At 54.4% G+C, this 22,480-nt stretch carries 15 protein-coding genes; 9 read left to right on the top strand and 6 right to left on the bottom strand.

Annotated features, from left to right (window positions below; genetic code table 11):
* Positions 1–2: 2 nt before the first annotated feature.
* Together ACTJIK_RS22635 and ACTJIK_RS22630 are read right to left on the bottom strand one after the other, a co-directional pair.
* Complete coding sequence (locus tag ACTJIK_RS22635; protein WP_440649819.1) at positions 3–3,389, bottom strand: SusC/RagA family TonB-linked outer membrane protein; 3,387 nt, start codon at positions 3,387–3,389, stop codon at positions 3–5.
* Between the two features lie 236 nt (positions 3,390–3,625).
* A complete protein-coding gene (locus tag ACTJIK_RS22630; RefSeq protein ID WP_440649818.1) occupies positions 3,626–4,702 on the bottom strand; it encodes a FecR family protein in 1,077 nt (358 codons plus the stop codon).
* A 130-nt stretch (positions 4,703–4,832) separates the two neighbouring features.
* On the opposite strand from ACTJIK_RS22630, the gene ACTJIK_RS22625 reads away from it, so the two are divergent.
* On the top strand, positions 4,833–5,399 hold the full coding sequence (locus ACTJIK_RS22625; protein WP_440649817.1) for an RNA polymerase sigma-70 factor: 567 nt from the start codon (positions 4,833–4,835) through the stop codon (positions 5,397–5,399).
* Positions 5,400–5,524: 125 nt separating this feature from the next.
* Here ACTJIK_RS22625 and ACTJIK_RS22620 read toward each other — a convergent pair whose 3' ends face one another.
* The 4 genes from ACTJIK_RS22620 to ACTJIK_RS22605 form a co-directional block, all read right to left on the bottom strand.
* Positions 5,525–5,989 carry a DUF5362 family protein gene (locus tag ACTJIK_RS22620; RefSeq protein WP_440649816.1) on the bottom strand — a complete coding sequence of 155 codons (465 nt, stop codon included), beginning with the start codon at positions 5,987–5,989 and terminating at the stop codon, positions 5,525–5,527.
* A gap of 20 nt (positions 5,990–6,009) precedes the next feature.
* Positions 6,010–6,642, bottom strand: a complete 633-nt coding sequence (locus ACTJIK_RS22615; RefSeq protein WP_440649815.1) for a hypothetical protein — start codon at positions 6,640–6,642, stop codon at positions 6,010–6,012.
* Positions 6,643–6,787: 145 nt separating this feature from the next.
* On the bottom strand, positions 6,788–10,138 hold the full coding sequence (locus tag ACTJIK_RS22610; RefSeq protein ID WP_440649814.1) for a chondroitinase-B domain-containing protein: 3,351 nt from the start codon (positions 10,136–10,138) through the stop codon (positions 6,788–6,790).
* Between the two features lie 112 nt (positions 10,139–10,250).
* The gene (locus ACTJIK_RS22605; protein WP_440649813.1) at positions 10,251–11,984 is read right to left on the bottom strand and encodes a cellulase family glycosylhydrolase; all 1,734 of its coding nucleotides are present in this window, start codon (positions 11,982–11,984) and stop codon (positions 10,251–10,253) included.
* A gap of 210 nt (positions 11,985–12,194) precedes the next feature.
* Here ACTJIK_RS22605 and ACTJIK_RS22600 point away from each other — a divergent pair, with 210 nt between their 5' ends.
* From ACTJIK_RS22600 to ACTJIK_RS22565, 8 genes are all read left to right on the top strand, one after another.
* Complete coding sequence (locus ACTJIK_RS22600) at positions 12,195–13,439, top strand: efflux RND transporter periplasmic adaptor subunit (RefSeq protein ID WP_440649812.1); 1,245 nt, start codon at positions 12,195–12,197, stop codon at positions 13,437–13,439.
* On the top strand, positions 13,436–15,082 hold the full coding sequence (locus tag ACTJIK_RS22595) for a TolC family protein (protein WP_440649811.1): 1,647 nt from the start codon (positions 13,436–13,438) through the stop codon (positions 15,080–15,082). Before ACTJIK_RS22600 ends, ACTJIK_RS22595 begins: the two co-directional genes overlap by 4 nt.
* On the top strand, positions 15,060–15,725 hold the full coding sequence (locus ACTJIK_RS22590) for an ABC transporter ATP-binding protein (RefSeq protein ID WP_440649810.1): 666 nt from the start codon (positions 15,060–15,062) through the stop codon (positions 15,723–15,725). The genes ACTJIK_RS22595 and ACTJIK_RS22590 overlap by 23 nt, the downstream gene beginning before the upstream one ends.
* A 16-nt stretch (positions 15,726–15,741) precedes the next feature.
* Positions 15,742–16,980, top strand: coding sequence for an ABC transporter permease (locus tag ACTJIK_RS22585; protein WP_440649809.1), 1,239 nt, complete (start codon positions 15,742–15,744; stop codon positions 16,978–16,980).
* 9 nt (positions 16,981–16,989) lie between these two features.
* On the top strand, positions 16,990–18,162 hold the full coding sequence (locus tag ACTJIK_RS22580; RefSeq protein ID WP_440649808.1) for an ABC transporter permease: 1,173 nt from the start codon (positions 16,990–16,992) through the stop codon (positions 18,160–18,162).
* A gap of 18 nt (positions 18,163–18,180) precedes the next feature.
* Positions 18,181–19,554: a sigma-54-dependent transcriptional regulator gene (locus ACTJIK_RS22575; protein WP_440649807.1), complete on the top strand. Its 1,374-nt coding sequence runs from the start codon at positions 18,181–18,183 to the stop codon at positions 19,552–19,554.
* Positions 19,535–20,773: a sensor histidine kinase gene (locus tag ACTJIK_RS22570; RefSeq protein ID WP_440649806.1), complete on the top strand. Its 1,239-nt coding sequence runs from the start codon at positions 19,535–19,537 to the stop codon at positions 20,771–20,773. The genes ACTJIK_RS22575 and ACTJIK_RS22570 overlap by 20 nt, the downstream gene beginning before the upstream one ends.
* 305 nt (positions 20,774–21,078) lie before the next feature.
* On the top strand, positions 21,079–22,476 hold the full coding sequence (locus ACTJIK_RS22565) for a sensor histidine kinase (RefSeq protein ID WP_440649805.1): 1,398 nt from the start codon (positions 21,079–21,081) through the stop codon (positions 22,474–22,476).
* The last annotated feature ends 4 nt before the right edge of the window (positions 22,477–22,480 follow it).

Raw genomic sequence — 22,480 nt, 5'->3', positions numbered from 1 at the left:
GATTAAAAGTTCAGGTTAAGGCCGCCGGAATAGGTCTGCTGGAAGGGATACACGCTGCCGCCAAGCCCTTCAGGATCGATGCGCGCTTTCAGGCTTGTTTTGGTGAAGATGTTCTCCGCGCCAAAATATATCCTCAGCCTTTCGATGTGTGCCTTCTTCGTGAGAGAAGACGGCAGTGTATAACCCACCGTCACATTCTTCAGTCGCAGGTAAGCCGCGTTCTGCAGGTATTTGGTCTGCGGCGCGCCCAGCTCCGACTGATCTTCCGCGATGTATGATTTTACACGTGGGAAATATGCGTCGCGGTGCTCAGGCGTCCAGCTGTCCAGGTTGTGGGTCTGTACGTTCGTCCAGGGTTGTGCGAAAACGCCCCAGAAGTAGTGGTTGCCGGCATTAGGGTACCAGTCGCGCTTGCCCACTCCCTGGATAAATACGCTGGCGTCAAATCCTTTCCAGTCCGCATTCAGCATGATGCTGTATGGCAGGCGGATCGAAGAATTGCCGATAATGACGCGGTCCCCGGGATCAGATACGGTGTTCTTGCCGTAGTTCACTTTTTTATCGCCGTTCAGGTCTTTGAACTTAAGGTCGCCTACATAAAATTTATATCCTTGGTCATCAGACCCCACGCCGCTTTGGTCAGGCCAGCTCTTCAGCTCTTCTTCCGACTGGAAAAAGCCGTCGTTCACCAAACCCCAGATTTCATTTATCTCTTTTCCTACATAATGGTCGCTGAGCAGGCCGGCCGGGTTATCGTATTTCGTGATGTAAGCCCTGCTGTCTGCAAGGATAAAACGAACGGAATAGTTCAGCGGCGAGCCGCCCACCTTTACCGCATCGCTCCATTTAAAGCTCATCTCCCAGCCGTTCACTTTAAGGTCCGCGGCGTTTTCCTGCGGTTCGGCAGCTCCGAATACGGCGGGCAGGGTCTTGCTTTTTACCAGCATGTCTTTCGTACGGCGGGTATAGATGTCAGCATCCAGGCTCAGGCGGTTGTTCAGCCAGGCCATAGATACGCCGTAGTTAAGCGTTTGCACCTTTTCCCATGTAAGCGTGGGAGATACCGCGGCCGGTTGCTTTACGCCGATGGGCCTGCTGCCGTCCAGTATCTGGCCGATCTGGCCGGTGGGCATGGTGGGTATATATGGATAAAAGCTTTTCGTCACCTGGTTCCCGAGCGCACCATAGGAAGCGCGCAGCTTCAGCACGTCCAGCTTGATGCCGGAAGCGATGGGCTTGAAGAATTCTTCGCCCGTTACTACCCATGCGGCGGATGCCGAAGGGAAGAAACCCCAGCGGTCGCCGTCAGGGAAGCGGGATGTGCCATCGTAGCGGCCATTGAATTCCACGATGTATTTATCGTTATAGATATAGTTCAGGCGGTAAAAAAGCCCGCGTACCGCCCAGTCTTCCACGCGGCCCGTTTGCGACAGCGTGCCGGTGCTCAGTACCGGGTCGGGTAATGAGTTGCTGATAAGGTTCTGGCGCGTGGTGGAGCTTGTGCTGAAATAACGGTATTCCTGGTTAAAGCCGGCCAGCGCCTGCACATAATGTTTTTTTGCAAAGATGTGGTGAAAGTCTGTATACAGGTTGTACACATTGTAACGTGTGGCATCGGAACTGTTACGACCGTATGAAGGATTGGTGCCCGCATATTTAAAAGGCTGGTCGGGACCGGTACGGTAAGGAATGGAAACATCGAAGGACTTGCCATTGCCGGAAGCGCGGCGAAAGGTCATATCTCCTTTCAGGTCCCACATGCCTTTAACGATGGCCAGCTCACCGTTTAGGGATGCCTGGTATTCGTCCAGGTACGTTCTGGTGCGGCCGCCTTCCTGCATCCTGCCGAAGAGTCCCGCGCCTTCTGAGGTCCAGCTGCCGTCGGGGTTACGGACCACGGCCAGGGAGTGCTGGCGGTTTACGTTATGGAAGAAGTCTCCGTCGAGGAATACGGGCGAATCGTAATCGCTGGAGGTAAATACGGTGTTGACCCCGAATTTCAGGCGGTCGTTCACTTCATAAGCGGCTTTGGCGCGCAGGTTATAACGTTTATAGATATCGTTGCCGTATTTCAGCTGGCCGTCGTAACGGAAGTATTCACCGGATACATAAAATGACAGCTTGTCGTCTTTCCTGGAAATGCTGAAATTGGTATTGGAAGAAGGGGCCGTTTTGCGGTAAGCCTCTTCCAGCCAGTTGGTGGAGCCATAATAAGCCCAGGCGTTGGGATTGGTGGGGTCCACGATCACAGCCGGCAGCGAAGGGTCGGCGGAGCGTTTTTTGGCGTATTCACGCACTGCCTCGGGGTACAGGTTGTAGAGCGGGGTAGCGGCGCGGTGCTTGTAGTCCATTACGGTGTAGGGATCGGTGACCAGCTCGGGTACTTTGCCAAGCGTGCGCAATGCATAATTGGTGTTTACGGAAATGGCCACGCGTTTGGAATATCCTGACCGAGTGGTAACAAGCAGCACGCCATAAGCCGCCCGGGCGCCGTAGATTGCGGCCGACGCAGCGTCTTTCAGCAGTGATACTCCTTCAATGTCCGCGGGGTTCAGGCGGGTAAGCTCTTCTTTGGTAGCGGGAATATTATCGATGAGGATGAAAGGGTCCACCTGGACATTATCGTTGCCAATAGTCGTAAATCCCCTGATATTGATGCTGGGTGCGGAAGAAATACGCCCACTGGCGATACCGATATTCAGGTTGGGCAAAAGGCCCTGCAGCCCGGTGCTCACGTTGGCAATAGGCCTGTTTTGCAATGCCTTGCCGGAAATAGCGTCTACCGCGCCGCTCAGGTTGATCCTTTTTTGTGTGCCGTAGCCTACCACGATCACTTCGGAAAGACCGCTGGCGCCTGCTTTCATCACTACATTATGGCGGGTGATGTTTCCTTTTAAAGCCAGTTCCTGCGATTCGTGGCCGATGTAGGAAAATACCAGCACGGCATTCTCAGGCACTTCCAGCGAATATTCGCCATCGGCGTTTGTCTGCGTACCTTTGGTAGTGCCTTTTACGATCACCGTTACGCCGATAAGCGGCTGGCCGCTGTCGTCCGTGACCTTCCCGGTTATGGTGCGGGCATTTATTTTTTCCCCGGCGGGGATGATCACAATAAGCTTTCCGCCCAGCTCTTTGTAGGAAAGCGCGGTGCCGGCAAGTGTTTCGTCGAGAATGCGGAGCACGTGCGCATCTTTTACGCGGATGCTCACGGTTTTATCGGGAATGGTCACATTCCGGTAAAGGAAGGTGTAATCACTCTTTTTGCTGACGAGGCCAAGCAGCTTCTTGATGTTGATATTACTGTAGTCCAGCGAAATTCTTTCCTGCGAATACCCCTTCGCGCTAACCTGCAAAAAAGCGGCCAGCATCAGGATGGCTACCAATTTCATACGCAGTATTATTTTGAAAATGAAGGCTTCAGATATAGGAAATATGCATGAAAGTATTTTTTTCATATTTTTGAATTGTCGGTTGAATAAATAAGCCATCCCCTGTTTCGCGACAGACGGCAAAAGTTCTTCAGCCAGATATAAGGGAGGTGTTGCCGCACTTCCCTTTTTTCATGGCCTTTCATACAAACAAGTATCTTTCCTGTTACATAGGCATTTGTTTGAAAAGTGAATAATTACCAGATCTCCACCTGGTGCTGCGATTCGCTGACCCTGTAGTTGAACTGTAACGTGTAACGCAATGCCTGCAATACTTCAGGCAGCGGCTTCTGCTGAAAGCTGCCGGTAAACCTTTCTCCGCGCAGCGCCTCATTCCTAATGTCTATTTTTATGTTGTACCAACGTTCAAGGTCGTTGGCCAGCTGTTCGAATGTGACATCCTCAAAGTCAAGCCTGCCCTGCATCCAGCCGGGAGCTGCGATAGAATCCGCCAGCAGTTCTTCCGGCTTCGGCGTAATGAGCCGGGTGGCGATATCTTTTGCCTGCCTGTACGGCACGGCGGAAGGAACCTGTTCCAGCGCGGGCAGATCGATCACCAGCCGTTCTTTCGGGTGCAGCACCACGGCTTTGTTTTTATCGAGGTGTTTGTAGCTTACTTCCACTTTCCCGCTGTAGAGGCAGGTTTCCACCTGCTTGTCGCCGGGATAGGCTTTGAGATTGAAGGTGGTGCCCAGCACTTTGATGTCCACCTTCCCGGTCTTGATGATAAAAGGATGTTGCGGATCGGCTTTGATGTTGAAGAAGCCCTCTCCTTCCAGGCTTACCTCCCGCGTACCGGACAGCAAGGCTGCAGAGTCGTAACGCAGGCGGCTGCCCGCATTGAGAGTTACTACTGAACCGTCGGGCAGGCGCACTTCGGTTTTGCTGTTGCCTTTCGCGGTTTCCACCAGTCCGGCAGGCGTGCTGTTGATACTGCGTTTTACGATCAGCGCGCCGATGCCGGCCAGCAAGATGGCGGAAGCGGCCACGGCCCATACAGGCAGGCGGAAGGTCCGCCGGGCCGGCGCTTCTTCTTCGTGGCTGAACAGCTCGTCCAGCTTTTGCAGGCCGCGCTGTTTGCGGGCCTGCTCATCCGCCGTGGCGGGGTCATCAGGCCGCGGCAGCGGTTCCAGCGCCGATGCCATATCGAAGGTGTATTGCAATCCGGGATGTTGGGCCAACAAGGTTTCCAGCTCAGCCAGTTCCTTTGCGGAGGCTTCCCCCGCAACTTTCCTGGCCATTAAAAGATATACGCGTTCAAGCTGTTCGTTCATCAGAATATTTTCCTTTTACCAGTGAGAGGACGAGGGCTGCATTCAAAAACCCCCAAAGGCAGGATTAATTTTTTTATATCCGGTTTTTGTTAACTTTATCGTAATCTACGTATGATAAATTGCAGCCGGTATGATAGACACTGCATCCTTGTTCAGGAAAATGACAGAAGAAGGGAATCAAATTGCTTTCCGGCGGTTCTACGATCATTTCTTCGTGATATTGTTCAGGTATACGGCTACGCTACTCAGAGATAAGGAAGTTGCCGAAGAAATTACACACGACGTTTTTGTGCATTGCTGGCAGAAGCGGACATCGCTGCGCGAAGTGCGCAATCCGCAGGTGTTCCTTTTTGTTGCCGCGCGTAACCGTGCGGTGGACTATATGCGCCGTAAGAACAGGAATGTTCCCCTGGAAGAAAGCGATGAATACGATGTGCAGTTTATGCCCGATCCGGAGCAGCTGATGATCACCACCGAAATGATGGGCAGGCTGGAAGAAGCCATCCGCGAGCTGCCGCCGAAGTGCAGGGAAGTATTTATCCTGGTGAAACAATACGGGTTAAAATATAAAGAAGTGGCGGATGTGATGCAGCTTTCCGCCAAAACGGTAGAGAACCAGCTGGCCATCGCCATGCGGAAGCTCACACTGGCAGTCAGTTTCAGGCTGGAGATGGAAGTGGCCCGCAAAACGCATTAAAAAAATAACATACCCGTATCAAAAGTGATACAGGCACGTATTAAAGTACCTTTATCCACGGGTTTGATACGGGTTTGCTACGGGGTTACCAGGGCGTAAACCTCTTTCTTTTACCGGTCAGCCTGCTATTGGTTCAGGTAAAAAATCCCGATTATCAACGAACCAACGAACATCAGCACCACAAATGCAAGGCCTATGATCGTGATCACCCCCATGAATTTAAATAAGGATTTCAGGCTCTGGAATGCTGTATTCATCACCGCCTGGTCAGATGAGTTGAGCGCCAGCTTTATCCTGTTGGAAAAGCGCAGCAGGTAAACGCAGGGAACAATATAGAGGATACCCGTCAATATATAAAAGATCACCAGGAAAGAACGGCTGGCTGCAGCTCCCGTGCCATACATGTCTCCCATTTGCGCCATATACGGGCTCTGCGCAGGCGCCAGGCTGAAGAACATCGCAAACAGGAACATAAAGCCGCAGCCGATGAACCCGACAATCGCCAAAAACTTCCCCCAGCGCGCGGTTTCAGATAAATAACCGGATATTTCCGCGTCAACATTCAGGTCGAACAGGTTGGAATTTTCCATGTGGTATACAGGTTTAGAAATTAATGTGCCGTGGGCGTCATCACCCTGATGTCCGCTTCAAAATGCCCGCGCATTTCCTGGAACACATCCAGCAGCGCACGATGGTCCACCGCCAGCTCGGGCCTTTCCAGCTCTTTGAACTTCTCTCCCCGCTGAAGGCGCGGCCAGAAGATATACTGGTAATAATGCGCAATGAAAGCTTCAATCACCGGGTGCTCTCGGAATGCCTGTAAATGGTCAGTGGTGTTGAGGGAATTGGCGTAATCCCCAAAGAGGTCGATGAAGTTGGATAAGGCGTCCATCACTTTCAGGCTGAGCTTTTTCCGGCGCAGGGCGCTGGCGATGTAATCCATATCGTACACATTGCTCACGGAAGGCTCCAGGCCATTCACCTGGTCCAGCCAGCGGACGGTCTTGTCGGTATGTTGAAGGGAGGTAAGCCGCGCCTCTGCCTCGGCGGGAAGATGCGCAAGGTCCGCTGTCGCGAAAATGCCTGTTTTCCTGAACATCAGCAGCCTGTCTCCCGTGGAGTTGTCCGTATACCAAACGAGGTAATACGTTTGCGGGAACGCGGACGACCTATAGGCTATGATCCAGGTATCACAGGCCACGCAGCTGGTTTCGAACCGCTTAATGACAGATTGTTCGGGCATTGCGTTGCTAAATAGACAATTTTCAGGTCTAATATATATTAAATTTTTATTACTTCATAATTTAAGTTGAACAAATGCATTACGGCGGGAAAAACAATGCCAGGCCCTGAAACCCGGCCCGGCATTGCATTATTGATATAACTGTTTAATACTTAATGATCAAACGCACGGTAGTGCCCTGTCCATCGCTTACGTGCAGGAAGTACAGGTCGTCCCTGCGGCTGCTGAGGTCGAAGCTTATCTCGCGGGTGCTTTGCCCCAGCGGAATGGTCGCCGTGGCCACCTGGTTGCCCATACGGTCAATGATCCGGAACGTATAGGGGCGGTTCTTCTTATCGTCCAGCCTTACGCGAACGGGGCCCGGTGTGGGGTTCGGGTACACGGTGATCTCCACCGGGTCTTTTACCAGCCCTGCGCCCAATACCAGGATGCTTTGCTCTGCCGAAGCTTCTTCCAGGTTTTCGTTACCTGCCTGTGTTGCTTTTACTATTGTGATGCCTTCGCCCGTCAACCGTATCCTGTTGCCCGTGATCACGCCGGAACCGGCCACCAGTGAATAAGTAACGGGCAGCCCGCTGGAAGCCGCCGCTTCGAGGGTTACCGTCTGGTATTTGATGCGTGGCGCGATCACCGGGAAGGTGATGGTTTGGCCGGCCTTATTCACGGTAAACGTTTGCTCTGTTGAATCGGCCAGGTAGTTCTCATTTCCTTCCTGGATCGCCATCACGGTCACTTCTCCTGCCCCGGTGATGGTGAGCAGGTTGCTGTCCAGCACGGCCGGACCGGCAATGATACTGAAATGCACGGGCAGTTGTGAGGCAACGTTTGCATTCAGCCGGAAAGCGGAGTCGCCGTATGTCTTGTTGCCGATCTCTTCAAAGAACACGCTTTGTTCAGCCTTATGCACGGTAATGGTGATAGTGGAATCGTCGGGGAAAAAGTTGCCGTTGCCCGGCTGGAAGGCGCGGATCGTTACCAGGCCTGTTCCTGTAACCGTCAGCAACGAATCCTGCAGCGTAGCCGGACCGGACGCTACTTCCAGCGTAACCGGGAGATCCGCGGTGGAAAAGGCGTTCAGGACCACTGGTTCATCGCCATAGGTAAGGTCACCGATACTATCCAGCCCAACCGTTTGCTGTTTTCTTTCAAACAATTCCCATTCGGAAAACTGGATGCCGGTTTCACCGTTATTCGCCGTGATATTGAGGCGATAATATTTGTACGGCGCAGTGTTGGCCACGGTGAAGGAACGCGTTTGCCTGCGGCCGGTGAATGCTTCGCCGCTACGTGTATCCAGCGTGATCCAGCTGCTGCCGTCGCCGGAGCCCTGCAGCTGCCAATCCTTCGGATCGCGGCCCGCCACGTCGTTGCCGGAGGTAATGGTGTACCGCACCACGATGGCGGGGACAACGGATTCGTAACGCACCCACAGCGCGGTTCTGCCGCTGCGGTAGTATTTGGTGGAAGTATTGTTGTCTATGAGTGCAGGCACATCCTCGGAAGGCTTGGTGGTGTTGGGATATTGACCGGTGATTGCACCGCCGTTGTCTGTAATGTCGAATGAAGTGGCGGAGGGCGTTTGCACAGTGATCTTCACCGGTGCGGAAATACCTGTTTTCCCGTTATTGTTCACGGCCTTTGCCTGCAATGTATAAGCTGAAGCCGTGACATTGTTCCATACAAAAGTATACGGACTACTGGAATCTGCGCCCAGTAAGGTATTCCCGTTATAGAACTCTACATGGCGGATGCCTGTTATGGTATCGTTTGCATCCACGGCGATCGCCAGGTTCAGCGGCGTTTGCAGCACAGCGTTATCCACCGGCGATGTGATGCGCACGCTGGTGCCTGCGGGATTTACTGTCACGCTGATGGTGGATGTATCGCTTTCGCCGCCGCTGTTGCCAATTGCTTTCACTCCGATGGTATGTGCACCTTCCACGGTCTGCCAGTTATATATGAACGGTTTCTCCGTCGCCTCTCCTGCTTTCACGCCATCGATATAAAAGTCAACACGCACGATGCTGTCCGTCAGTGAAACCGTTTCCGCCACCACGGGCAGTGTGGTGCCGCCATCCAGGATGGCTTTATCCGCCGGGCTGCTGATGCCCGCTACGGGTTTGTTTGCCGCCGCAAGGTGCCCAACCTCCGCGCCTGTCAGGATGCGCGCGTTGACCGGTGCGGAAGACACCTCGTCCGCCCCCGCGTCCAGCGGCAGAAGCCGTGGCTGGCCGTCCATATCGTTGAGCGCAGCGGGATAAGCGGAATCCGCCGCGCCGATAGCCGGGCTTCCGGGCTGGAGATGGTAAGTGCCGGTGATATCCCTCGCCAGCAGCGGATTTGCCATTACCGCGCCTGCTTCGGGCATATCGCCCAGTGCCGGCACATTGTACAGGATATTGCCTTTCCACACGGCACCGGGATACGGCCCGGAGATCCTTGCCGCATTGCCGCCTCCCTGGATGATGTTGTACACAAACGACACCGAAGTGGCGCCCAGCCCATTGGTGCGGCTGGCCAGCACATAGTTCACCGGGTTGTCTGCCAGGGTATTAAATCCAATGAACACCCTGTCCGGCCGGTCGTGCGTGGTAAGCTCCGCACCATCGGCCACTTCACCGGCGCCGTTGCCGATATTGATGGCGGGATTGCAATTTTCGAAATGATTGCTGAACACATTGTGATCGTCGCCGAAGATGCGGATGCCTGGCGTATTGAGGAAGTAGTTGCCGTAAACATCGCAGTGGTTGCCATGGCGAAGGGTAAGCTGGCCGGGACAGTCGCGGATGGTGTTGTAGCGGATCACGATGCCACCGGCTTTAATGGAGATGGCTTCGTTCTCACCATCCAGCGCTTCGAACACGTTGTATTCCACGATGCTGTTGCTGAGCGACATGCTGAGGCCGCTCAGCCCGAACTGCAGGCTCTCTGCCCCGTTGGCGCCCTGGGGCTTGTGGTCGTAGAAATAATTGTGGTGGATGTGAAGGCGCTGCGCGATCTGGCTGCCGGAGCCGCGGATGGCGAGGAATCGGGCCATGGCGTCCTTATGCCTGAAAGTGTTGTAATCCACTTCATGGTCGCTGCCGGAGATGGTGAGATTATCCCCGTCGCCCGCGTTTTCGAAAATGTTGCGCGTAAAACGGCAGAAGGTGGTGCCATTGGCCGTTTTAGCCCTTCCTGCATTGTGCGTGAAGTTAAAACCCTGGATAACCACATAGCTTGCGGGGCTCACGAGATTGAAACCGCCGCTGCCATTGATCTCCACGCCGCCGATCGTGGCTGCGGTAATGGTAATGGGCTTGTCTTTGGTGCCTTTTTTATTGACCGTAATATCCGCCGTGGCCGTGTAAACGCCGTTGGCCAGCACGATCACGTCTCCCGCAACCGCGTTGTTGATGGCTGCTTGCAGCGCCGGCAGCGAGCTCACCGGTATCACCGCGGCGGGCAGTTTGAGGGCAATAAGAAGCAGTAAAAAAAGGTGTAGCTTTTTTTTCATAAAGTGGAATTTGCTTTGATTGTTTAGCGCAAACGTATGCATTCACAATTAAAACAAATTCCACACGGGAAGTTGATCGCTATTTGATCATTTATAATATGATTTTAACAGCTTACTCAAACCGGATCTCCCGCAGCCTGTAGCCGCCTGCTTCAGCGCTCACCCTGAAAGACAGCGGGCCTTTCTTTAATGGCACGCCGGGTATTTCCAGTTCTCTCCAGCCGCTTTCGCCGCCCAGCGCTTTGGCGGGAACCAGCGGAATCCCGTTGCCCAGCAGTTGGATGCTTGCGCCTGCCGTATCAGCGGCCACCAGCAGCTTTACCGTGTAAGTGCCTGTTTTCCGCACATTTACTGTGTATTGCAGCCATTCGCCTTTCGCGATGTTGATCACGGCATAGCCGGTATCATCACGCCGGATGTCCACCCCGTCGTTACGGAAAGCGCCGCCGCGGTTGCCCCCCGTATGGTTGGGGTTGGACACGCGGTAATTAGCAGTATCTGTATCATAATACGCGAAACCGTTTGCACCATAATCGTATTCCACCGCGGGGATTACTGTGCCTGCTTTCAGTTCAACCTTTGCATACGGAATGGCTTCCGGCCTGGCAGGCTGGCGCAGCATGGCATCCAGCACGTCCTTATGTATCACGTTGTTGTGAAAGTTGGTTGCCGCTGCGAGGTCCATCAGGCCGTGGTATACGGAGTCTGCATTGGGTTTTGGTTTTGAAGTATCCTGCCAGTAAGCGAGCATCTGCTGGTAATTGGTGTTGCTTTTTACCTCCAGCGGGTTGTTGATGCCGATCTTTTTCAGCGGCCACCAGGCCCAGCCGATGTTGTTCTTTTCCAGCAGGCGGATAGCCTCTGTGAACCAGACGTTGGAGTTCTCGCCGGTTTCGCCGACCCATACGGGCACATTATTTTCCTGGCGGTAACGAAGGATGTGGGCGATGGATTTATCGTCGTTGTAGTTCCAGTACTTATGGAAGCTCATCACCATATTTTTGTCCCAGAGCGGCAGCACACCGCTGTAATTATTGCCCCAGCCGTTGCCTTCAATGATCACGATGTGTTTTTGATCCACTTCGCGGATGGCGGCGGTGATCTCCATCATCAGCTTGCGGAGGCGGGCGTTGTCTTTTTCCTTCGTGCCGTTCTTGTCACCCGCGGGATCGGTGAATCCGAAGTTAGGTTCATTGATGATGTCGTAAGCGCCGATCCAGGGTTCGTTCCTGTAACGTTCAGCCAGCTTGCGCCAGAGGGCGACGGTCTTGCGCTGCTGCGCCTCGTCTTCCCAGAGTGAGGGTTTGGAGCCGTCGCGGTCGGCAATGTTGAGATCGTTTCCCTGGCCGCCGGGCGCAGCGTGCAGGTCGAGGATGAGATACATGCCATTGTCCCTGCACCAGGCCAGCAGGCTGTCCGTCATGAGGAACCCTTTTTCGATCCAGGTGTCTTTCCCGGGCACCGGCTCTTTGTCTGCCGGCAGCGTGTAAAGATTAAAGTGCATCGGCAGGCGTACCGAGTTGAAGCCCCATTTTTTCATCGCTTCAATATCCGCCCGCGTGGTGTGATTAGCCAGCCAGGCGTCGTAGAACGTTTCCGTTCTTTCGGCGCCAATGAGGCCGGCTATACGTTCTTTGATGCGATACTGCTGGCCTTCCCGCGGCACACGCAGCATATAACCTTCCTGGAGCATCCAGCCGCCAAGGCCGATACCGCGGAGTAAAACGTTTTCACCTTTTTCGTTAACGATCTGCTGCCCCGAGGTTTTGAGGAACCCCTGCGCGAGCATGCTGCCGGGCATCAGGAATAATAACGCGGAAAGCATAGTTTTCAATACTGGATACATGGAATTTTAGATTTAATGTAATGACCGTCCCAAAATAATATATTCCGGCACGAATTCAGTTGCCCGGGCGCTATTAAATTCCGGAACCGGAAAGTTTGTCCGGTATCGGACAGATTTCACCACCCGGTTTTTCACAACAAACTGATTTTAAGATACTTAATTCTGGCATTTTCATTGAAATACCAGGGCGGATAAATTTTGAACCGCCATATGGATAAAGAACTTCCTGCCGCCTATGTTGCACAAAGGAAAAGAAAACGCCTCCTCATACTGCTGGCCTGTGCCGGCGCGCTTGCAGCGGGAGTGTTCCTGCTCCGCAGCCTGCTGCACCCTTCCATCAGCCGCTCCGCCATCACTACCGCCACCGTGGAAACAGGCAGCATCGAGAACACGCTGAACGCGGCGGGGGAAATACTGCCCGAATTCGAAGCAGTGATCACCAGCCCGGTGAACGCGTCCATCCAGGAAGTGCTGGCCGATGCCGGCAGCAGCATCAAAGCCGGGCAAAGCCTGCTGAAGCTGGACAAGTCCGGCATTGAAGGCGAATACGAGAAAGGAAAATTCCAGCTGGAATCCAAACAGAACGAGCTGCGCAAGCTCAGGCTGGCGCTGGATAAAAGCTATTTCGACCTCCAAAGCAATAACGAGATCAAGCAGCTGCGCATCAATGCGCTGCAGGCGGACCTGGAGAACAGCAAACGTTTGTTCAAAGCCGGCGGCGGCACGCGCGAAGACGTGGAACAGGCAGAAATGAACCTCAAAGTGGCCCGGCTCGAAAAGGTGCAGCTGGAAAACGAGATCCGTAATAAGCAACAGTCCATGAAGGTGGAGATGCGCGAATCCGAAATATCCGCCGCCATACAGGCGCAGGAGCTGAAAGAATTAAAACGGAAACTGGACCAGGCCAGCGTCACCGCCAGCCGCGGCGGCGTTGTGACCTGGATCAACAAGAACATCGGCGCGGTGGTGCGCGAAGGCGAAGCGCTGGCGCGTATTGCAGACCTGGGGAGCTTCAAGGCCACGGGCACCATTGCAGACAGCTACCTGAACCAGCTTTCAGTGGGCATGCCGGTGGTGATGCGCATACAGGACAAAGATATCCGGGGCCGCATCCAGACCGTGTACCCGGCCGTGCAGAACAATGCGGCTACGTTCGATATACAGCTGGATGAACCGCACCACCCGCAGTTGCGGCCCAACCTGAAAGTAGAAGTATTCCTCGTTACCGCCACCGGCAGCAACGTGATGCGCATCACCAACGGGCCGGCGTTCAAAGGGGCTTCGGGCCAGCAGGTGTTCGTGGTACAGGGCAATAGAGCCGTTCGCCGCACGGTACATACGGGCATGAGCAATTTCGATTACGTGGAGCTGAAAGACAATGTGCGCCCCGGCGACGTGATCATCACCTCGGACATGAGCCAATTCAGGAACGCCCGCGAAATCACCTTGAAATGAAAAGGATGCTGATCATATTACTCTGCGCAAAAGCTTACACCGCCCCACCAGCAAAGGCCATTGTGCCTGCCAATGCTTTGCAGCACGATGTTGTGCCGCAGACAAAGACTGCTGTGAGCATGAATGCTTTGCAGCACGATGCAATGCTGCCGGCAAAGAGCTATGCCCTTTCCGATACTCCGCGGCACGAAACCATAAGGCCAACAAAGGCCTCTGCCACAGAGAAGTCCGTAGACGATACGATATCGCTTACGCTTTCTGAAGTAGTGAACATGGCGCGCAGCGGCTCTATCGCCTCCAAACAGGCTAGCACCGTCAGGAAAACGAAATACTGGGAATGGCGCACCTACCGCTCCAATTACCAGCCGCAGCTGGAGCTTACCGGCACATTGCCCGGTTTCATGAAAACCACCACACCCGTTACCCAGCCCAACGGCACCGTGAAGTTTGAGCCCATCCATAACAACAACTCCACGCTCAACCTGGCCTTCAGCCAGAGCATCACCGCCACCGGCGGCAGCATATACGGCGCTACGGAGCTCCAGCGGTTCGACGACTTCGACCGCAGCACCACCCTCTATAACGCCATTCCCTATACGATCGGCTACAGCCAGCCGCTGTTCCAGTTCAACCAGCTGAAGTGGGACAAGCGCATCGCACCGCTCCTTTACCAGGAAAGCCGCCAGCAGTATATTGCAGACATGGAGCTGATAGCCGTAACCGCCAGCGGCTACTTCTTTGACCTGCTGCTGGCCCAGGTGAACCACCAGATAGCCGAGGCCAATCTGCAAAGCACCCGGCAGATACAACGGATTGCCGATGAAAAATTTGCGCTGGGAAAAATTTCCCGCAATGAAATATTACAATTGCAGCTGGAAGCGCTGAAAGCGGAGAAGTCCGTCGGTACCGCGAAACGCAGCATGGAGATCGCCAGCCTCAACCTGCGGGCCTACACCGGCCTGCAACAGGCCAAAAATATCTCGCTGAAGCTGCCGCCGTCGGTGATCAACATGAATGTACAGACGGAACGGGTGCTGGCGGAAGCCTTCGCCAACAATGCCGAATCCATCGGGTACATGCGGAGGATACAGGAAGCAAAACGCGATGTGGCCAAAGCCCGCGGGGAAACCGGGCTGAACGCAAAGCTCAACGCCAACCTGGGCTATACGAACACCTCGCCTTCCCTGTCCAAAGTATACCGCAACCCGCAGAACCAGCAGCTGGTGGAAATAGCCTTTTCTATCCCGATACTGGACTGGGGCCGGTCGCGCTCCCGCACCAAAACGGCGGAAGCCAACCTGGAATTTTCGCAGTATGAAGTGGAGCAGGATAAACAAAATTTCACACAGGCCGTTACTACACAGGTAACCCTGTTCGACATGATGAAGGGCCAGGTGGCGCTGAGCGCGGTGGCAGACAGCATTGCCACGGAAAAATACGAGATAGCGCAAAGCCGCTACATGCTGGGCAACCTCAGCATTACGGACCTCAGCATCGCCTTCGCGGAAAAAGACCAGGCCAAGCGCGACTTTGTGATGGCGCTGCGCGACTTCTGGGGCGCTTATTACGAACTGCGTTATTTATCCCTATACGATTTTGAACAAAATAAAAAGATCACGTATGATACAGTTACAGAACATTGAAAAAGTCTACCGGACAGATACGGTGGAAACACAGGCCCTCAACAGCATCAACCTCGACGTGGCCAAAGGCGAATTCCTTTCCATCATGGGGCCCTCCGGCTGCGGCAAAAGCACTTTGCTGAACATCATGGGACTGCTGGATGAGCCTACCCGCGGCAACATCAGCATCGGCGGCAGCACCGCCGGCCACCTCAACGACAAGCAGCTGGCGCAATTCCGCAACCGCACCATCGGGTTTATTTTCCAGAGCTACCACCTCATCAACGACCTGCGGGTGCTTGACAATGTGGAGCTGCCCCTGCTCTACCGGAAAAGTTCCGCCAAAGAAAGAAAACAGCTGGCGCTGGAAGCGCTGGAAAAGGTAGGGCTGAGCAACCGCACGAAACACTTCCCCACCCAGCTTTCCGGCGGGCAGAAGCAGCGCGTGGCCATTGCCCGGGCCATCGTCGGCAAGCCGAACATCATCCTTGCGGATGAGCCGACCGGCAACCTGGACAGCGCCATGGGCAACGACGTGATGGACATCCTCGTGCGCCTGAACAAAGACGAAGGCACCACTATCGTAATGGTGACCCACGACGAAAACATGGCCCGCAAAACACACCGCCTCGTGCGTTTGTTCGACGGATCGCAGGTGCAATAATCTTTAAACCTTTCCCATGCTCAAGAACTATTTTAAAATAGCGATAGCCGTGCTGAAAAGGAGGAAGTTCTTTACCTTCATCAGCCTCTTCGGCATCAGCTTTTCCCTTACCATCATCATGGTGCTCACGGCGTTTTCGGATCACTTGGTAGACTCCTCCTATCCTGACGCAAAGCGCGGCCGCAGCCTGTACGTGAGCATTATCCGGCTTACCGGCGAAAAACACGGCTTCAGCCAGAACGGCCCGCCCAGCTTCTATTTCCTGGACCATTACGTCAAAAAAATGAAGACGCCGGAAAAAGTGGCCATCTTTTCGTTCCACAAACCGAGCAATACTTACATCAACAATAAAAAACTGGTCATCAACCAAAAATTCACCGACGATGCATTCTGGGAAGTGCTCGACTTCCAATTCCTGGAAGGCAAGCCTTATACGCTTCAGCAGATCAACAACGCGGAAAAGGTGGCCGTCATTTCCGAGAACCTTCGCAAAAAATATTTCGGTGATGTGCCTTCCGTTGTAGGTCAATATCTTGAAACAGACAACGTGCGGTACCGCGTGTCCGGCGTGGTCAAAAGCGTGCCCATCACACAGTTCATCACCTACGGCGACATGTACGTACCGCATACGCTTGCTAAGAAAGACCCGCTGGATAAAGGGCTGAACGGCGAATATTTCAGCATCCTGCTGGGAAAAAACGCATCGTCGCTGCCCGCGATGGCGGCCGAATACGGCGGGATCATCCGCCGGCTGCCGATAGATACTTCCCGTTACGATAAAATATCCAGCCATGCGGACAAGTATGTGGCCAGCTACACCCGCCTGTTCATGGGCGACCAGGAAAACTCCGGGCTCAATACCCTGCTGCTGTACACTGGTCTCGTGCTCCTCTTCTTCCTCCTTCTGCCTACCCTGAACCTTGTGAACATCAATATCAGCAGGATCATGGAACGTTCTTCTGAAATAGCCGTTCGCAAAGCCTTTGGCGCGTCATCCGGTACCCTGGCCATACAATTCATAGTCGAAAACCTGATCCTCACCGTGATCGGCGGTCTTATCGGCATCATCCTGTCCGTGATCATCCTTGCCATCTGGAATAATTCCAGCGCGGTGGAAGACGTATACCTGTACCTGAATTTCAAAGTGCTGGCCGTCAGCCTGCTGGTATGCCTGGTGTTCGGCCTGATGTCTGGCGTATACCCCGCCTGGCGCATGAGCCGGCTGCATGTGGTTACCGCATTAAAAACTTATTAAACAGATTATATGCTCAAGCATTTATTTACCCTGATCTGGAACAAGAAAAAACAGCATGCCCTGCTGATCCTGGAAATGATCGTTTCCTTCATGGTGCTGTTTGCCGTGTTCACGCTGATCGTGTACTATTATACCAATTACCGCAGGCCCATGGGCTTCCGGTACGACAACGTGCTGACTGTTTCGTACTTCAGCCAGCCGGGAGGCACCGCTAACAGGGATTCCCTCTACAACGTGTTCCAGACGCTTCGCCGCAGTGTAACCTCCATGCCGGAAGTAAAAGGGATGACCTACGTCAGCAGCAACAGCCCCTTTTCCATGAACACTTCCGGTAACAGCATTGCATACAATAATGTGCAGCAAATGACGAATGATTATACGGTTGACGACCATTTCCCCGAAGTGGTGGAAGCCCGGATGCTGGAGGGTCGCTGGTTCAACGCCAACGATGCGCTGGGCAAGGAGCAGCCGCTGGTGATCAACGATGTACTGAAAGAAAAATTTTTCCCCAATGAAAGCGCCCTGGGCAAAACCATACAGCTGGGCGACCGGCAGCACCGCATCGTGGGTGTGGTGCAAACGCTGAAGGACAAAGGAGATTACGCCCCGCTCAAAGCAGGCATCTACCAGCGTGTGGGAGATAGTTCCTTGATGAACCGCGTCATGATCTCTTACCAACCCGGTGCGGACGCGGGCTTTGAAAGCAGGCTGTTCAAAACCTTCAGCGGTGCGCTGAAAACCTCTACCATTGAGATAGAGCGGCTGACCGAAAAACGCGTCGATATGAACAATACCACGCTCGTTCCCATGATCCTGCTGCTGGTGGTGGGCGGTTTCCTGATCGTGAACGTGGCGCTGGGCGTATTCGGCGTGTTGTGGTACAACGTAAGCAGGCGCAGGGCGGAGATCGGGCTGAGGCGCGCTGTGGGCGCCACCGGCAACAGCATTTCCGGGCAGATAGTGAGCGAAACCCTGGTACTGTCTACCTTTGCGCTCATCATCGGGGTGTTCTTCGCCGTACAGTTCCCTTTGCTGAACCTGTTCGATATGGCCGCCGGCGTATACATCACCGCCATCCTGCTTTCCGTGCTGTTCATTTACCTCCTGGTCGTGATCTGCGCGTTTTACCCGGGCAGGCAGGCCGCTCAGATATACCCGGCCGTGGCTTTGCATGAAGATTAATATTACATTTACGAACGTATGATCCTGATCATTGACGACGATATAGCTGTAAGAACCTCGCTGCTGCTGCTTTTGCGGCAGGAAGGCTACGAAGCGGGCGCGGCGGGCAATCCCGCAGAAGCCATGGCCGCCCTGCAACGCCACCGCCCCGGCCTCGTGCTCCTGGACCTGAATTTTTCGCTGGGCACCAGCGGCCAGGAAGGCATGGACCTCCTGCAAAAGATCAAACAGTTCGACAACACCATTCCCGTGATACTCATCACCGGCTGGGGCAGCATCGAGCTGGCCGTGCAGGGCATGAAACTGGGCGCCAGCGACTTTATCACCAAACCCTGGAGCAATTCCAACATCCTTCAGTCCGTAAAGACCCTGCTGGATCTCCAGGGCAAAAAAGCCTTGCAGCAAAGCCGCCGGCAGCTGGATGCGCAATTCGATTTTTCGCAGATCATCGGTGAAGATCCCGCCATCCTGCGTATCCTCGAAACCATCGGCCGGGTGGCCGGTACCGATGCGTCCGTGCTCATCATGGGCGAAAGCGGCACCGGCAAGGAACTTATTGCCGAAGCCATTCACCAGAACAGCCAGCGGCGCAACAAACCCTTCGTGAAAGTGAACCTGGGCGGCATTTCCACCACCCTGTTCGAAAGCGAAATGTTCGGCCACATCCGCGGCGCCTTTACCGACGCGCGTTACGACCGCACCGGGCGTTTCGAGATGGCAGGCAAAGGCACCATTTTCCTGGACGAGATCGGCGACCTGGACGCTGGCAGCCAGGTGAAGCTGCTGCGCGTGCTGCAGGACAAAACTTACGAAGTGCTGGGCAGCAGCCGCACCAAAACCGTGGACGTGCGCGTGGTGTGCGCCACCAACAAGAACCTTCACGAAATGGTGGCCGAAGGCACTTTCCGGGAAGACCTGCTGTACCGCATTAACCTCATCACCATCAACCTGCCGCCCCTGCGCGAAAGGCCGAAAGACATACCGTTGCTGGTCAACAGCTTCATCCGGAACCTGAGGGAGATCTACAACCGGCCACAGCTCAGCGTTACAAAAGAAGCCATGAAATGGCTGCAACAGCTGCCGCTGCCCGGCAATATCCGCCAGCTCAAAAATCTAACCGAGCGCACCATACTCGTGAACCATACCGATGAGCTGGACATCCCGCATTTCCGCTCCCAGCTGGAGCTGTCGCCCGTCAAAAAAGGGCAGCTGCAGCTGCCGGGCGTGGGCAGCGTTACGCTCGAAGAGCTGGAAGTGGAAATGATCCGCAGGGCCATGAGCTTCCACCAGAACAGGATCGCCAAAGCGGCCGCTTCGCTGGGGCTAACGCGCAGCGCGCTGTACCGCAGGCTGGAGAAATATAACATTCCGTATGATGAAGCTGAGGACTAAATACCTGTTGTTCGTTACCATCCTGCACGGCGTTGCGCTGATGCTCACGTATTTTATTTTCCGTGAGAACCGCTGGCTGTTCCTCGTCTCGGAAGTATTCATCGCCCTTTCGCTGGTGGTGGCCTGGCGGCTTTACCGCCAGCTGATCGCCCCGCTGAAAATGCTCATGCAGGGCATAGAAGCCATCCGCGACAAGGATTTCAACGTCAAGTTCATCGCCACCGGAAAATATGAAATGGACCAGCTCATCAGCATTTACAACCAGATGATCGACCAGCTGCGCCAGGAGCGGACCTTGCAGGAGCAGCAGCATTTTTTCCTTGAAAAGCTGATCCAGACCTCTCCCACGGGCATCATCATCCTCGATTATGACGGGCAGCTGCAGCAGACCAACCCGCGCGCACAGCAGCTGCTGCAAACGCTGCCATCGCTGCTGGAAGAAGTACAGGCCCTGGGCACCGGCGAATCCCGCAGCATTTCGCTGAACGGGGTGAACACCTATAAATTACAGAAGTCTCATTTTATTGACCGGGGCTTCCCCCGGCATTTCGTAATGGTGGAAGAACTGACGGCCGAAATACTGGCGGCAGAGAAAAATGTCTACGGCAAAGTGATCCGCATGATGGCGCATGAAGTGAACAACACCATCGGCCCCGTGAATTCCATTATCGCCTCCACCCTCCAGGCCCAGCCGCTGAATGCCCAACACCTGTCCGCCCTCGAAGTGGCCGCCGAACGCAACCAGCATCTCAACCGCTTTATGCGCAACTTTGCAGACCTGGTGAAGCTGCCGCCGCCGGACCGCAAGCGCACCGATCTTTCAGCCCTCACCAGGCAGGTGGCGCTGCTGATGGAAACGCAGGCCGCGGAGCGTGATATCCGCTTCAGCTTCCGGCTGCCCGTGCAGGCGGTATGGGTGCAGGCAGACAGTCAGCAGCTGGAACAGGTGCTGATCAATGTTATCAAAAACAGCATGGAAGCTATCGGGCGTGACGGCGAGATCTCCTTTGGCATTCATGGCGCCACGCTGGTGATAACAGACACCGGCAGCGGCATACAGGACCCTGCCAGCCTCTTTTCCCCTTTTTACAGCACGAAGCCGGACGGCCAGGGCATCGGTCTCACGCTGGTGAGGGAAATACTGCTTCACCACGGCTGGGACTTTTCGCTGGAGACACATGGGGAAAAAGACACCCGGTTCACGATCCGCTTCGGATGATAATTTTGAAGAAATGCCAACATCGGCCGGAAAAACGCGCGTTGTAAGAACCCGTCATGGAGCGTAAGTCCCGTCATTGCGAGGAGCAGAGCTAAAGCGGGTAGGGCGACGAAGCAATCTCCCGCATTGAATTGAGATGCCCCATGGTGTGAGATTGCTTCGTCGCAGCTCCTGCACAAGTTTCCCTCCGCTCCTCGCAATGACGGGCTACATTTTTCCTGCATTTTGTTGTACGTTTCACCACATTTACGACGGTAGCCCGCAATAAGCTGATTTATATTTATCTTTAGCGCAAAGGCAGGCACATGCAACCCGTTACTACACAGACCTTACAGGAATTCAATATATTAAAGGACGTTCCGGAAAACCAGCTGCAATGGCTCATAGACAATTGCGGGCGGGAATACCTGAATGAAGGCGACTATATTTACAAGCCCGAAGTCCCGCTCCGCGGCATTCACTTCGTCATCCAGGGCACCATCGAATTTTACCGGTTGCAGAACGGCAACAAACAGGTGATCGCCGAGATCGGCAGCCGGCAGGTGACCGGCTTGCTGCCTTTTTCCAGGGCCAACCTCTCGCTGGGATTTACGCTGTGCAAAACCGATGTGGATATGCTCGTGCTGCCCAAGCCACTCATTAAAACCATGGTAGGGCTGCATTACGAGCTTACGCAGGTGCTGGTGATGGCCATGATCACCCGTGTGCGCGAGCTTACCGCTGCCGCCCAGCAGAATGAAAAGATGATGGCGCTCGGCAAACTGGCCGCCGGCCTCGCGCACGAGCTGAACAATCCCGCGGCGGCCATCGTGCGCGGCTCCAGCACGCTCAAACAACACCTCCAGCTTTTCCCGGAAACTTTCAAAAAGCTCATTTCCGTGACCATGACGGAAGCACAGGTGAACCTTGTGAGCACGAAAATGATGGGAGCCATTCAACGCGAAAAACAGCATATCGGCCTCATGGACCGCAGCGCGCTGGAAGACGGCATCAGCGACTGGCTGTACGATCACGGCATCAAAGACCCCTGCGACATCCCGGAGAACTTCACCGAATTCGGGCTCAGCATCAAAGACCTGGATGAATTCGCAGCGCAGATACCCGCCGAATACCTCGAGACCGTGCTCATCTGGATCAACAACAATCTCACCACCGAAAGAATGGTGGCGGACATACAGGAAGCCTCCCAGCGGATCTCCGAGCTTGTCAAAAGCGTCAAGATCTTTACCCACATGGACGGCGGGGCCGATAAGCAGTACATAGACATCCATACCGGTATCCGCAACACCCTCGTGATGATGCAGCACAAGCTCCGGAAAGGGAATATCACCGTCGTGGAAGAATTTGATGAAACGCTGCCCAAAGTGCATGCCCTGGCGGGAGAGCTGAACCAGGTGTGGACCAACCTGATCGATAATTCCATTGACGCGATGGAAACCAACGGCAAAGGCACCATCACCATCCGCACCGAGAGGGACAAAGAATTCGTAAAAGTGACCGTAACGGACGACGGGCCGGGCATTCCGCCCGAGCACCTTACCCGCGTGTTCGATCCCTTCTTCACCACCAAGGAGATCGGCAAAGGCACCGGCCTCGGGCTGGACGTGGTGATGATGATCATCAAACAACATCAGGGCACCGTGAAAGTAGCGTCAGAACCGGGCCGTACCGAATTTACCATCTGTTTCCCCATCAACGGGTAAACGA

Origin of the sequence: Chitinophaga sp. 22620 (genome assembly GCF_052044405.1) — a bacterium.
Classification (GTDB): domain Bacteria; phylum Bacteroidota; class Bacteroidia; order Chitinophagales; family Chitinophagaceae; genus Chitinophaga.
The sequence above is the reverse complement of the archived record's forward strand: the minus strand, read 5'-3'. Positions and strand labels throughout refer to the sequence as shown.